This window comes from Micromonospora sonneratiae (assembly GCF_042679305.1).
Lineage (GTDB): Bacteria > Actinomycetota > Actinomycetes > Mycobacteriales > Micromonosporaceae > Micromonospora_H > Micromonospora_H sonneratiae.
In genome coordinates, this window is the sequence record NZ_JBHTMP010000004.1 from 120218 (window position 1) to 133668 (window position 13451).

Consider the following 13451-nt stretch of genomic DNA (forward strand, 5'->3'; position numbering starts at 1 on the left):
ATCCCAATGCCTGACTTCGTCGGTGCGGTGGACCAGGGCACCACGAGCACCCGATTCATGATCTTCGACCACAGCGGTACGGAGGTCGGCCGCCACCAGCTCGAACACGAACAGATCCTGCCCCGGCCCGGGTGGGTCGAACACAACCCGGTCGAGATCTGGGAACGTACCTCGGCGGTGATCCGTACCGCGATGAACAGGTACGACCTGAGCGCGGTGGACCTCGCCGCGCTCGGTGTCACGAACCAGCGCGAGACGACGGTGGTCTGGAACCGGCGGACCGGGCGGCCGTACCACAACGCCATCGTCTGGCAGGACACCCGTACCGACCAGATCGCCGCCGCGCTGGACCGGGACGGGCGCGGCGACGTCATCCGCCGCAAGGCGGGACTGCCACCGGCCACCTACTTCTCCGGCGGCAAGATCCAGTGGATTCTGGAGAACGTCGACGGGGTACGCGAGGCGGCCCAGCAGGGCGACGCCCTGTTCGGCAACACCGACAGCTGGCTGATGTGGAACCTCACCGGGGGTGTCGACGGTGGCGTGCACGTCACCGACGTCACCAACGCCAGCCGTACCATGCTGATGAACCTGGAGACGCTCGACTGGGACGACGAACTGCTGTCCTTCTTCGACATTCCGAGGGCGATGCTGCCGCAGATCAGGCCGTCGTCGGATTCCGCCCGGTACGGCGACACCCTGCCCAACGGGCCGCTGGGCGGCGCGGTGCCGCTCACCGCCATCCTGGGCGACCAGCAGGCGGCCACCGTCGGTCAGGTCTGCTTCGCCCCCGGCGAGGCGAAGAACACCTACGGCACCGGCAACTTCATGTTGCTCAACACCGGTACGGACATCGTGCGGTCGAGGTCCGGGCTGCTCACCACCGTCTGCTACCAGTTCGGCGACCAACCCGCCGTCTACGCCCTCGAAGGATCGATCGCGGTAACCGGCTCGGCCGTGCAATGGCTGCGTGACCAGCTTGGCATCATCAGTGGGGCGGCACAGAGCGAGGCGCTGGCCGCGCAGGTCGAGGACAACGGTGGGGTCTACTTCGTACCAGCCTTCTCCGGGCTGTTCGCGCCGTACTGGCGGTCCGACGCGCGAGGGGCGATCGTCGGCCTCTCCCGCTACAACACCAACGCCCACCTCGCCCGCGCCACACTGGAGTCGATCTGCTACCAGACCCGGGACGTCACCGAGGCCATGGCCCGGGACTCCGGTGTCACCCTGGACGTGCTCAAGGTCGACGGTGGAGTCACCGCCAACCGCCTCTGCATGCAGTTGCAGGCCGACATCCTCGGGGTGCCGGTGAGCCGGCCGGTGGTCGCCGAGACCACCGCGCTGGGTGCCGCGTACGCCGCCGGGCTGGCGGTCGGTTTCTGGAAGTCCACCGACGAGCTGCGGCAGAACTGGAACGAGCAGGAGCGCTGGCAGCCGACCTGGTCGCCGGAGCGCCGGGCGGACGGTTACGCCCAATGGCAGAAGGCGGTGCAGCGTACCCTCGACTGGGTCGACGTCGACTGAGCCGGACCGCACGGAACGAAACCGTACGGAACCGCCGCCGCAGGGGACAGCGGCGGCGTTCCGATGCGTTCTGGTCGCTCAGTAGGTGTAGCCACCACCGCTCTGCGTGCTGTCCTGGCCGCCGGCGACCCGTTGCGCCTTCCCCCCTGTGGGGGTGATCGCGAACCACTTGCCACCCACGCCGTGACCCGCGGTCTGTCCGAGCCTGAGGTCGTCCTTGAAGTAGTACAGCGGCCAGCCCTTGAGCGTGACCTGCTCGCCACCGTCCGGTCGGGCGATGGTGCCGACCTGGTCCTGCTCGATCTGGTTGCCGGAGATCTGCAGACCACCGGTGCCGACCAGGACCGGCTCCCAGGTCTTCGCGCAGTCAGCGAGACAACGGGTGGTGGGCGGCTGGGTGAGGTCGTTGTCGAACCGGTAGATGGTCCGGCCCTTGGCATTTACCAGGAACGGCTCGAACTTGTCGACCTTGGCCACGGTGAGCACCTGCGGGGTGCCGGCCTGCTTGGGGGCGGCCTCGGTGGTGGCGACCGGGGCCGGGGCGGCGTTGCTGGTGGCCTCGGGGGTGTCGTAGCCACCGCCGCAGGCGGACAGTCCGACCGTCAGGCCGGCGGCACCGAGCAGGACAGCGATCGAGCGGATCTTCACGGGAATCCTCCTTCGTGAGGTGCTTTGGCCTTAGAACGTGGGCCGGCTCGACGCTGGTTCAACGAAATCTGCAACGAGGGCCGCTACGAATTTCCGGCGAAATCGGTTGAGTTGCCGGCCAAGAATCTTCGTCGGCTCCGCGACTGCGTCGTCGACGTGTTCCCTGCTGGGCGGTCGAAACCCGTGACACAACCGATGGCGCGGCCTGTCCGTACTGACCAGTGGCAGCTCACACCGCTGCCGGACCGATGTGGTGGATCAGTATTGAGATGAGGTGCGCCAATGGCCGGGACCAGCGTGGACCATTGCGGCGTGGCCGCGTACGCCATGGGTCTGCTCGGCCCGACCGGTATGAGCGCGTTCGAGCAGCATGTGGCCGGATGTCAGCGGTGCGCCGATGAACTGGAGGAACTGGTGGCGGTCGCGGTGCTGCTGGCAGAGGTCCGGCCCGCACCGCCGGCCGCCCGGCCGACGATGGCTGCCCGGCCGCTACGGGCATCGCGGCGTGGAGCGACGGTGGCCAACCGTCGGCCGCCCGATCCACCCGGCCCCGGGGACCGCCGTCGCGTCGCTCACCGCCTCCGCCGTTGGCGGATCCGGACCGGCCTGGCCGCTGTCCTGGCGGTGTCCGCCTTCATCATCGGCCTGGTAGGTGGTGCCCGGCTCGCGGATCGGACCGCGCCGCCGTCGGTACTGCCACCGACCCGTGAGCTGTACGTCGCAACCGACCCGCACACCGGAGTCTCGGCCCGGGTCGGCGTGGTCGGCACAGGCTGGGGCTCGGAGATCGACCTACGGGTGACCGGTGTGTCCGGGCCGGACCGGTGTGAACTGGTCGGGGTCGGCCGTGACGGCACCGAGCAGGTGGCGTTGACCTGGGGTGTCTCCGCCGACTCCGGGGCCGCCTCGTCGTTGGAGGCCCGAGGAGGCCTGGCCGCTGGCCGTGCCGAACTCGACCACTTCGAGGTACGCGGGGCCGACGGCCGGGTGCTGGTCCGGGTGCCGGTCGCGGGCTAGGGCCGGGAGGCCGCCCGGTCGTCCGGGCGCGCCCCGTCCGGCTGCGCAACGGAGCGGTCGACGACCATCCTGGCGATCTCGATCCGGGAGGCGACGCCCAGCTTGGCCAGGATGTTCGACACATGGGTCTGTACGGTCCGGCGGGACAGGAACAGTTCTGCGGCGATGTCCGGGTTCGACCTGCTCTGCGCCACCATCCGGGCGACCCGCTCCTCCGTCGGAGTGAGTGCGTCCCATCCGGTGCTCGGCCGCCGCCGTATCGACCGTGGGCCACGTCGCACGCCGTACGGGCGCAACCGGGTATCCGCTCGACGGATGTCCCACGCTGCGCCGAGGTCGACGTACGCGCGGACCGCGTCGGTCAGCGCTGCCCGGGCGGCAGGTACGTCGCCGCTGCGGGCCAGCAGGACGGCCGCCTCCTCGGTGCACTGGCCCAGTTCCAGGGGCATACCCCGGGCACGGTAGTCGGTGGCGATCGCCAGGAGCGCCGCCGCGTCGCCGTCGAGGGTGGCCCGGGCCCGTCGGGCGGTGAGGACCCGCAACGGCAGCGGTTCCTGGGCGGCATCGGCCTCGGCGGCGGCGACCGCTGCCCGCGCCAGTTCCAGGTCATCCGCGGCCAGGGCGAGTCGGACCAGCTCCGCCAGCCACACGTAGCGGTCGTAGAACTCCCGGGCCCGCTCCTCGTCGACGGTGTGTGCCAGGACCACCGCCGCCTCGTCCGGCCGACCCCGTTGTTCCGCGTCGATCGCCCGGGCCATGTTCAGGTAGCTGGCGGTGGTGGCCAGATGACCGGTGTGCCGACCCAGTTGGGCACCGGCCCGCAGGTGCTCGGCGGTGGCTGCCCGGTCGTCGCGGTGCGCGGCGATGATCGCCAGCCCACCGGTGACCTGGAGCATCCGATCCTCCCGGATCGGCCCGGAGAGCGAGGTGAAACCGGCGTATGCCTCATCCCACGCCCCATGGTCCAGTTGACTGGATGCGGCGAAGATGTAGAGGTTGGTCAACCGGCGGGTGCCGAACCGTTCGGCCAGCCGCAGTGCCTCGTGCAGCGAGGCCATCGCCGCCTCGGTCCGACCCAGCGCGTCAAGGCTGACGCAGCGGTTGACCAGCAGCGCGAGCCGGGTGTCGAACAACTCCGGGTCGTCTCCGATGACCGCGAGCCCCCGCTCGATCAGTTCGAGGCCCGGCTCATAGTCGGCCAGCAGGTACAGGGTGTGCAGGGCATGCCCGACGGCGACCCGGTCGTCGAGTCGCTCGCCCTCGCCGAGAGCCGCCCTTGCCTCGCGCTCGCCCTCGTCGTAGCGTCCGAGATCGGTCAGGACCCGGGAGCGACGGGCCCGCAACCGGACCTGGCGCAGCGTGGGCAGGTCGGTCCGGGACAGTGTCTCGTCGAGCACGGCCAGCGCCTCCGCGTGACGACTTCCCTGCGTCAACACCTGGCTGAGGTCCCAGGCCAGATCCGCGATCAGCGGCCCACCCCTGGCCCGGGCGAGGCTCCGGCGGATGGTCTGCTCGGCCTCGTCGAGTCGGGACAACAGGAAGAGCGCGGTCGACAGGCCCCGCAGGATGGCCGCCTGTCGGGAATCGCCGCTGGTACGGTCGGCGCCCGCCCGGAGCAGGTCCGCGGCGACCTCGGGGGCCCGGTACGCCAGATCCGAGGCGTGCTCGGCCAGCCAGTCCAGCACCCAGCCGTCGAGTGCCTCCGGGGTGACCAGCAGGTGCGCGGCGATCCGGTCCACCGGTACGCCGGCCTCGGCCAGTGCCCGCGCCGCCTGCCGGTGCATCGCCGCCCGGGTGCTGGCCGGCGTCGCATCGTGCAGCGCCTGTCGGATCAGCCCGTGCCGGAACCTCAGCCGGTTGCCCTCCTCCGCCAGAACGCCAGCCGCGATCGCCTCGTCGAGCACCGGTAGCAGTCTGGTCGCCGGTGTGTCGGTGACCGTGGCCAGGTCGAGAACGGAGAAGTCGGCACCGAGCAGGGCCGCCATCCGTAGCGCGTCGTTGGTCTCCGGGGAAAGGAAGTGCAGGCGGTCGGCGATGGCACCGGCCAACGACACCGGGGCCCGATCATCGTCGACGATCTCGGCGATGCCGGCACCGACCGTGATCCGGTGCTCGCGAACGAGCGTATCGACCAGTTCGCGGGCGTACAGCGGGTTGCCGCCGGCCTGTTGGGCGATCCGCCGGAGCCCCGGCCCCGGCTCGGCGCCGGCCAGCCGGGTGACCAGCCCGGTCACCGCTGCTGCTTCCAGCGGGCCCAGCGACACTACGGTCGCCCCACGTTTCTCGGCGGTCTGCCGTAGCCGGAGTATCGTCGGGCTGGCCGGTACGGGGCGGTAGGCACTGATCAACAGCAGCGGGATCTGGTCCACGGCCCGGCCCAGCCGTTGCCAGATCAGCAAACTGGCCTCGTCGGCCCACTGTAGATCGTCAAAGGCCAGCACCAGTGGTGTTTGCGCGCAGTATCCGTCGATCAGGGTCAGTAGCCGCTCCACGGCCGCCGGGACCGGGTCGCCACTGCCGGTCGGGCCACCGGCCCCGCCACTGCGCAGCAGCGAGCCGACCTCGGCGTCGGCCTCCGTACCGAGCGCGTCCACCAGTGCGCGCAGGGGCAGCCGCTGGTCGAGTTCGTCGCCGACGGCCTGCAACACGCGGCAGCCGGTCGTCTGTGCCTGGGCCAGCATCTGGTGGAGCAGGGCCGACTTTCCGATGCCCGGCTCACCCTCGATCCAGGCCGTACCGCCCCGGCCGGTGCTCACCGCAGTCACCATCGCGCCCAGGATGGAGAGTTCGGCGTCCCGCCCGACCAGCGGGCCGCCGCCCACAGGGATGGCCACGGTGTGATCGTACGGGGGACACCGACCGTCAATAACTAGGCACGGTGGCGGATGTGTCGGATTGCGACGTTGGTCCATGCTCGGTGCACAGAACAACCGGTGACGCTGACGGTACGGTGCCGATCCGGTGACGATGCGGTGAATACCGTCGCCACGATGTATCCGCTCCACCAGCGGGCTGCGCCGCCATGGCTCCGCCCAGCGGGAACCGTGGACATCGATGCGACCCGTACCACCGAACCAGCCGGCCAGACTGATACGGAGTGGCGATCCGATGGGGCAATCGACCCAGACAGGTACGGTGACCCGGCTGCCGGTATCCAGGTCCCAGCTACCCGCTCCGACGTTCGTACCGGCCCGGTCCCGGTCCACCGCAGCGACCCCCGCTGAGGCGGACGAACTGATCCGGTCCCTGTACGACAGTCACGCGGGGCCGTTGCTGGCCTTCGTGGTACGACTCACCGGAGGCGACCGGCAGTGGGCCGAAGACGTCGTACAGGAGACCCTGGTACGGGCCTGGCGGAATGCCGGAAGTCTCATTGCGAGTGATGCACCGACGCTGCGCCCCTGGTTGACGACGGTGGCCCGGCGTATTGTCATCGACAACAGGCGCAGCAGAGGCTCCCGCCCTCCCGAGGTGGGCGATGAGCCGTTGCAACATATGCCGGTCGACGATCACGGCGCTCGGGTGGTGGACTCCATCGCGGTAGGGGAGGCGCTCGACGCGCTCAGCGCGCCGCATCGGGAGGTCATCGTCGAGACGTACTACCGAGGTCGGACGGTAGCCGAGGCCGCCGAGTTTCTCGGCCTGCCCCTGGGCACGGTCAAGTCCCGGGTGTACTACGCCTTGCGCGCGTTGCGCGTGGCGATGGAGGAGCGAGGGGTCACTCCATGACGAGGACGTCACAGGTGGACCATCCGGACGTCGGTGCGTACGCGCTCGGCGTCCTGACGCCGGACGAGATGGACGCGTTCGAGGAGCACCTCGCCACCTGTGACAGCTGTGGCGAGGAGCTGGACGAGCTCATGGACGTTCCGGTGATGCTGGCCAACGTCGAGCTGGCCGACGGCGATCCGACGGAGCCGGGGATCCCGGTGGTGGCGGATTCGCGGCGTGGCGCAGCTCCGGTCGCGCTGGAAACGACCGAGCCTGGGTCAGCTCGACCCGCCCCCGCCGGGCAACCGGTCAACGGTCGGCCGGTCGACCCTGCGACGCTGCCGGGCCGGGTGAGCCGCGTCATCTCCTTTCCCGACGCGGCCGAGCGGGAGCGCCGCCGCAGCCGGATGCGCCGGCTGTACTCGGTGGCCGCCGCCGTGGTGCTGGTGGCGGGAGGCGTCACCGGTGGGCTGCTGGTGGGCAGGTCGGACGGGAACCAGCCGCAGGTGACCGGCAGCCCGTCGGTACAGTTGCTGGTCACCGGTGAGGAGTTCCGCGCCACGGATCCGACCACCGGCATCGTTGCCCGGATGGGCCTGGAGAGCAAGGGCTGGGGCACCCATGTGGCCCTGGAACTGGCCCGGGTCACCGGACCGCAACAGTGCCAGCTGATCGCGATCGGCAAGGACGGCACGAACGAGGTCGCGATGACCTGGAGCGTGCCACCGAAGGGCTATGGCACGGCGGAGAACCCCGCACCGTTGACCGTGCACGGTGGCACCTCGGTCAAACGGGACCAGCTCGACCGGTTCGAGGTACGCACCCTCGACGGGCAGATACTGGCCACCATCAGGATCTGAGGTGCCGTCACCGGCTCCAGCCGCGGCACCCGTGGATGCCGCGGCGTCACCGTCCGGTCGTCCGTCCGGCCTCGCCCGCCGCTTCAACGGGCGGGTACGTCCTCCGGCCGCAGCTCGGTCAGGTCCTCGGTGGTCGGCGTGGTCACGGTGATCAGCCGTCCGGCCTGTCGGGTGACCATGCCGTCGAGCACCTGTCGGGCGTACCGGCCGTTGCCGAAGTCCCTGCCGCGCGGCACCGCAGCGAAGTGTTGCCGCAGCACGCTCTCCGTGGCCGGGGTCAGTACGTAGCCGGCGCTGGCCGCATGCTGTCCGAGAATGGTGACCAGCTCGTCGGTCTGATAGTTCTCGAACTCTATGGTGGTGGAGAACCGGGACGTCAGACCCGGATTGGCGGCGAGGAACTCGGCCATCTCCGCCGAGTAGCCGGCGGCGATGACGACCACCTCGTCACGGTGGTCCTCCATCAGCTTGACCAGCGTGTCGACGGCTTCCCTTCCGAAGTCGGCGCCGGACGAGCCGGCCCGGGCCAGGGTGTACGCCTCGTCGATGAACAGGACACCACCCCGGGCACGGTCGAACGCGTCCCTGGTGCGCCCAGCGGTCTGCCCGACGTACTCACCGACCAGGTCGGCGCGGGCCACCTCGACGAGCTGCCCGCTGGCCAACACCCCGAGGGCGGTCAACAGCTTGCCGTAGAGGCGGGCCACAGTGGTCTTACCGGTACCCGGCGCACCGGAGAAGATCAGGTGCCGGGACAGCGACGGCGCGGGCAGCCCGGCCTCCTCCCGCCGCCGGGCCGCCGCGATCAGGTTGACCAGGTTGGTCACCTCACGCTTGACCGAGGTCAGGCCGACCATGCCGTCGAGTTCGGTCAGCAGTCCGGGCAACTGCTCCCGGGTGACCCCGGCACTGACCCCGACGCCGGGACCGGTGACCGCACCGACATCGACCGGCAGCAGCCGGGTCAACTCCTTGTCGGAGACCTCGGCCTGCTCACCCAGCCGTTGCGCCTGCCGCCCGACCATGTCCTCGAACACGCCCCGGGCGACCCGGCCATTGCCGAACGTCTCGTCCCGGCGTAACCGCTTGAAGTACGCCTCGAGTGCCTCGCGGGTGCCACTCTCCAATGCGAAGTGATGCTGCCGGCAGAAGTGTTCGACTATGGTCACCAGTTCGTCGACCGAGTAGTTCTCGAACGTGATGGTCCGGGTGAAGCGGGACGCCAGGCCCGGATTGCTGCCGAGGAAGCCACGCATCTCGTGGGAGTAGCCGGCGGCGATGACGACCACGTCGTCGCGGTGGTCCTCCATCAGCTTGACCAGCGTGTCGACGGCCTCCCGGCCGAAGTCCACGCCACCGCCGCTCTCGGCAGCCAGCGTGTACGCCTCGTCGACGAAGAGGACACCACCCCGGGCCTCGGTGAACTTCTCGGTGGTCTTGATCGCGGTACCGCCGACGATCTGCGCGACCAGGTCGGCCCGGGCCACCTCGACGACGTGTCCCCTACGCAACACACCGAGGGCGGCGAGGATGCGGCCGTACAGCCGGGCGACCGTGGTCTTGCCGGTGCCGGGTGGCCCGGCGAAGACCAGGTGCCGGCTCATCGGCGGTGCCGGCAGTCCGGCTGCCGCCCGTCGTTGCGCCAGGCGCTGGAGGTTCACCAGGGTCGCGACCTCGCGTTTGACCCCGTCCAGGCCGACCAACCGGCTCAGCTCGGCCAGCAGGCTCTCCACCGTGTCGCCACCGTTGTCCGTACCGGCCAGCGCCTTCGCGGCCGACCCGGACGCCGGTTCCGGCCGACCGCGCCGGTCTGGCTCGGCAGTGGGCTTCGCGTTGGCCGACGCACTGCCGTAGGAGTCCGGCACGCCGTTGGCCACGCTGGTGAGTTCCTCCACGGTCAACCGTGGGCCGGCGACGGTCTGCCGTACCCCGCTGCCGGTGTTCTCCCTGGTGGTGGTCTCCCGGATGACGATCGGCTGGTCACTACCGACATGTACGCCGTCGCCACCGTTGGCGAACAGTTCGCAGGCGGTGATCCAGCCCCGGCCGCCCTCGGCGAAGCGCACCCCGTCGTTCTCACAGTCGTGGATCCGGGACCGGGTCAGGGTGATCTCCCCCTCGGCCTCCACCGCGACCCCGACCGTACGGGCTCCAGCCACGTCGCAGTCGCGCAGGGTGGCGCTGCCACTGGCCCCGACCAGCACCGCGGCATCGTCGCTGTGCCGTAGCCGGCACTCGCGGAACTCCGGGTTGCCGCCACCGGAACTGCGTACGGTGGCGTACCGGGTGTCGGTCATCTCCGACTCTTCGAACCGACCACGTCCGTTGTCGCCCACGAGCACCCCGTGTCCGTGGGCGCCCTTGAGTTTCAGTCCCCGGAACAGGGGGTTCGCGCCGCCCCAGACCCGCACCCCGTGCTGGCGGGCATCGGTGACCTCGAGTGCGTCGAAGGTGCCGGCGGAGCCCTCGGTCACCATGACCGCCGCATCGGCACAGTCCACCAACTCGCCACCGGTGAAGGCCGGATCACTGCTGCCACCCACCCACACCCCGGCGACCGGGGTCTCGCTGACCCGGCACCGCTCGAAGGTGCCCCGGGACCGGCCGGTGATCCGGATTCCGTGGCCACGGGTACGGGCAACGACGGTTCGCCGTACCGCAGGGTCCGCCCCCTCGGCCAGCATCAGCCCGTCGCCCGCTGTGTCGCTGATCTCGCACTCCTCCAGGACTCCGCGCGCGCCCCCGGTGAGGTAGACGCCGACGTCGGAGGTGCCGAACACCCGGGTCTGGAGCAGCCTCGTGGTGGACTTCTTCTCCAGTGCGACGCCCGGGCCGCTGGTCCGGGAGATCTCGCAGCCGTGGAGGGTGCCCCGTGCGGCGTCGGTGCCACAGACGCCGTTGCCGGTGACCTGGGTGATGGTGCAGTCGCGAAGCACCGGGTCGGCACCGGAGCGGATCACCACGGCGGTGGAACCGAAGCCCTCCAGAGTGCACCGCTCGATCGTGGCGGTGGCGTTCTCGACCGCGACCAGGCCCGCGCCGGTCGGGTTGCTGATCCGGCAGTCGCTCATCACCAGGGCTGCCGAGTTACGCAGGAAGACCCCGGCCGCCGCCTCGGCGCGTAGTTCACAGTCGTCCAGGCGGAGTCGACCGGTGCCCACGTCCACGACCGGTTTGCCGGCGTCCACGCCGCGGATCACCAGTCCGTTGACGGTGGCGGTCTCGGTGTCCATGACCAGTGCCGGTCCGCTGGGCGGCGCCAGCAGCACACTGCCCCGACCGTCCCGTGCGGTGATCGTGACCGGTGCCTGGAGCAGGAGGGTCTCGGCGTACTCACCGGGCAGCACGTTGACTATCGAGCCGTTGTCCGCCGCGCGCAGAGCGTCGGTGATGCGCCGGTGGCAGCCCGGCTCGGTGGGAGAGACCTCCAGTACGCGACGGCTCACGGCTATTCCTCTCGGCGCGGGGTGGGCGTGGTGCCTGGCGTGGGCAGGCCGCGCTCCAGCACGTCACGGATCAGGTCGGGTAGTTCGAGTTCGGTCGGCAGGGCCGTACTCCAGTCGCCGCCGTCGGCCAGCGTCTGCGGGTCGGTCCCGGGCGGTAGGGAGCCGTCCACCGACTGCCACAGGTCACGCCGGGCGTTCTCGTGTGCCTGATTGACCGTGTCCATGATCAGTTTCGTCAGCTCGATCGGGGGCATGGTCCGGTAGCCCTGGCCGTGCAGCTTCAATTCGGTGAGACGGCCCTCGGCATCGACCTTGGCCGAAACCTGCCGTCCCTTGGAGCGGGCCTCGCCGGTGGTGTTGCGGGCGGTCTCCTGCACTCGGGCCAGGTCCGCGCGGGCACTGTCCCACTCGGCGTGCATCTCCTGAAGGATCGACTGGAAAGACAGATCGCTCATCGCTTCCTCCTAGGTCTCCTCGTCGTCGTACCCGCCCCGTCCGAGCACGGCGGGGGGCAGTTCGTCGTCGTCGCGCCAGACGTCGTCGTCCTCGAGCAACCAGGTCTGCCGGTCCCGGTCACCACCCTGCTGCGGGCCACCGGCGCCGCCCATCGGCGGCATCATCGGCGGCATCATTCCCTGGCCGGGAACGCCCGCGCTGGCCAGACCGGGTACGCCGCCGCGCGTCCCGCCCCGGTTGGGCAGTTCACTCACCGGCGTGCCGAGCCGATCGGCGGTGCCGGGCAGGTCCCCCCGAGAACCGCCCAGCAGTGGGCCGTCGGGGCGGATACCGCTGGTGTTGGGTAGCCGCCCACCGCCCGGCCCGACCTCCGGCAGGTCCAGTGCCGGGATCTTCGGGCCGGTACGCCGTCCGTCGGCGCCTCCCGGCACGTCGTCGTCCGGGATCGTCGGCAGGACCGGCACCCGTGGACTGCGGCTGCTCGGTGCGTCCGGTGCGGACGGCACGTTCGGCAGGCCGCCACGTACGAACGGCTTGCTGCCGGCCGTATTGCCGCCGGTCGGATCGAGGATCGATCCGGTGGTGCCGCGTGGCGAGGTGCCGAACGTGCTACCGGGCCCGCCTGGTAGGCCGGCGCCGTTGGTGACGATCGCGCTGGGTGGAATGACCGGTGGCAGCCGGGTGTCGGCATTGTCGGTCCGCTCGGCGTTGAGCCGGGCCAGCGCCTCCTCCGGGGACAGGTTGGAGCCGGGGAGCGGAATCCCGGCACCATCGACGTCGAGCGTGCCGTCGCCGTCGAGGTCGCGGGCCCCGGGTGGGTCGGGTATGCCGTCACCGTCGACGTCCGATCCCGCCGTATCGGGTATCCCGTCCCCGTCCAGGTCCGCCCCGGGCGGGTCGGGCACGCCGTCGCCGTCGAGATCCGTACCGGGTGGGGCCGGGACGTCTCCGGTGAGTGCGTCACCGCCGCCCGGCAGGGCGTCGTCGCCAGCGGCGCCGGGGGGCTCCGGCACCCCGCCACCCTCCCCGCCCGGCGGTTCGGGGATCTGGCCGCCCTCCCCGCCCGGCGGCTCCGGCACCCCGCCCTCCCCGCCCGGCGGCTCGGGAGGCTCCGGAGGATCTTCTTGTTCCGGCGGGTTTTCCAGATTGTCGAGTTGCTTCTCCAGCACCTTCTTCTGAAGGTCGTCCATTTCCTGCTGTTCGGGGGTCTTCTCCGGTGGCTTGGGGGGTGGAATCTCCTCCGTGGGCCCCTTCTCGTAGTCCACCTCGGTCGGTAGCGGCATCATCGAGCCGCTTTGCTCGTTGTACGCCCCGGCCAGTTGCGCCAGGAGGATCCGACCCTGTTCGGTCGCGTACGTCTCGTTGAACGTGACCGTCGGTTCGGTCTCGCCAGCGGAGATGACCGGCGGGAGGGTGCGTGTCGAGTCGTTGAAGACCTTCCACATCGCCGTCTGCGCCCAGGCCAGCCAGACCCCGCCCTGGTTGATGGTGTTGTGCAGTACCGGATCTTCGAGCTCGTAGGCGAGCCGGTTGACCCATTCACCGATGCCGGTGCCGATCCGATTGAACGTACCGCTGGCGGGCCCCTTCCAGCTGCCGTTCTCCCCGGCGAGGTCGGCGGTCAGCTTGACCAGTTGTGGGCCGATCAGCTTGATCCACGCGGTGACCTCGGCGACGTTGGCCGAGACCGTGTAGAGGGAGTTGGCACTGGCGTTCTCGAACAACGCCTTGATGATCTGGTCGTAGTCGTAGGCGCCATAGTCGGCGTTGCCGTTCGGCTGGCCCATCG

At 70.3% G+C, this 13451-nt stretch carries 9 protein-coding genes; 4 read left to right on the top strand and 5 right to left on the bottom strand.

All coding sequences use genetic code 11. From position 1 onward, the window contains the following. The first annotated feature begins 6 nt into the window (after nt 1-6). Nucleotides 7-1524, top strand: a complete 1518-nt coding sequence (glpK, locus tag ACFQ4H_RS04500) for a glycerol kinase GlpK (protein WP_377567252.1) — start codon at nt 7-9, stop codon at nt 1522-1524. A gap of 78 nt (nt 1525-1602) precedes the next feature. Here the strand turns inward: glpK and ACFQ4H_RS04505 are convergent, their stop codons facing one another. Beyond that, nucleotides 1603-2172 carry a hypothetical protein gene (locus ACFQ4H_RS04505; protein WP_377567254.1) on the bottom strand — a complete coding sequence of 190 codons (570 nt, stop codon included), beginning with the start codon at nt 2170-2172 and terminating at the stop codon, nt 1603-1605. A gap of 282 nt (nt 2173-2454) precedes the next feature. Between ACFQ4H_RS04505 and ACFQ4H_RS04510 the strand changes: the two genes are divergently transcribed. After that, nucleotides 2455-3189, top strand: coding sequence for an anti-sigma factor (locus ACFQ4H_RS04510; protein WP_377567256.1), 735 nt, complete (start codon nt 2455-2457; stop codon nt 3187-3189). On the opposite strand, the gene ACFQ4H_RS04515 is transcribed toward ACFQ4H_RS04510, so the two are convergent. Continuing rightward, the gene (locus tag ACFQ4H_RS04515; protein WP_377567258.1) at nt 3186-6023 is read right to left on the bottom strand and encodes a helix-turn-helix transcriptional regulator; all 2838 of its coding nucleotides are present in this window, start codon (nt 6021-6023) and stop codon (nt 3186-3188) included. The genes ACFQ4H_RS04510 and ACFQ4H_RS04515 overlap by 4 nt on opposite strands. A gap of 274 nt (nt 6024-6297) precedes the next feature. On the opposite strand from ACFQ4H_RS04515, the gene ACFQ4H_RS04520 reads away from it, so the two are divergent. Both ACFQ4H_RS04520 and ACFQ4H_RS04525 read left to right on the top strand, forming a co-directional pair. Continuing rightward, nucleotides 6298-6918: a sigma-70 family RNA polymerase sigma factor gene (locus ACFQ4H_RS04520; RefSeq protein WP_377567260.1), complete on the top strand. Its 621-nt coding sequence runs from the start codon at nt 6298-6300 to the stop codon at nt 6916-6918. Then, nucleotides 6915-7760 carry an anti-sigma factor family protein gene (locus tag ACFQ4H_RS04525; protein WP_377567262.1) on the top strand — a complete coding sequence of 282 codons (846 nt, stop codon included), beginning with the start codon at nt 6915-6917 and terminating at the stop codon, nt 7758-7760. Before ACFQ4H_RS04520 ends, ACFQ4H_RS04525 begins: the two co-directional genes overlap by 4 nt. 83 nt (nt 7761-7843) lie before the next feature. On the opposite strand, the gene ACFQ4H_RS04530 is transcribed toward ACFQ4H_RS04525, so the two are convergent. From ACFQ4H_RS04530 to ACFQ4H_RS04540, 3 genes are read right to left on the bottom strand one after another with little or no spacing between them, the layout of a single operon-like run. Then, nucleotides 7844-11206 (bottom strand): right-handed parallel beta-helix repeat-containing protein, encoded by a 3363-nt coding sequence (locus tag ACFQ4H_RS04530; protein ID WP_377567264.1) that lies wholly within the window; start codon nt 11204-11206, stop codon nt 7844-7846. A 2-nt stretch (nt 11207-11208) separates the two neighbouring features. Further along, nucleotides 11209-11661 carry a YbaB/EbfC family nucleoid-associated protein gene (locus ACFQ4H_RS04535; RefSeq protein ID WP_377567266.1) on the bottom strand — a complete coding sequence of 151 codons (453 nt, stop codon included), beginning with the start codon at nt 11659-11661 and terminating at the stop codon, nt 11209-11211. Between the two features lie 9 nt (nt 11662-11670). Next, nucleotides 11671-13449, bottom strand: coding sequence for a hypothetical protein (locus ACFQ4H_RS04540; protein WP_377567268.1), 1779 nt, complete (start codon nt 13447-13449; stop codon nt 11671-11673). Nucleotides 13450-13451 lie beyond the last annotated feature (2 nt).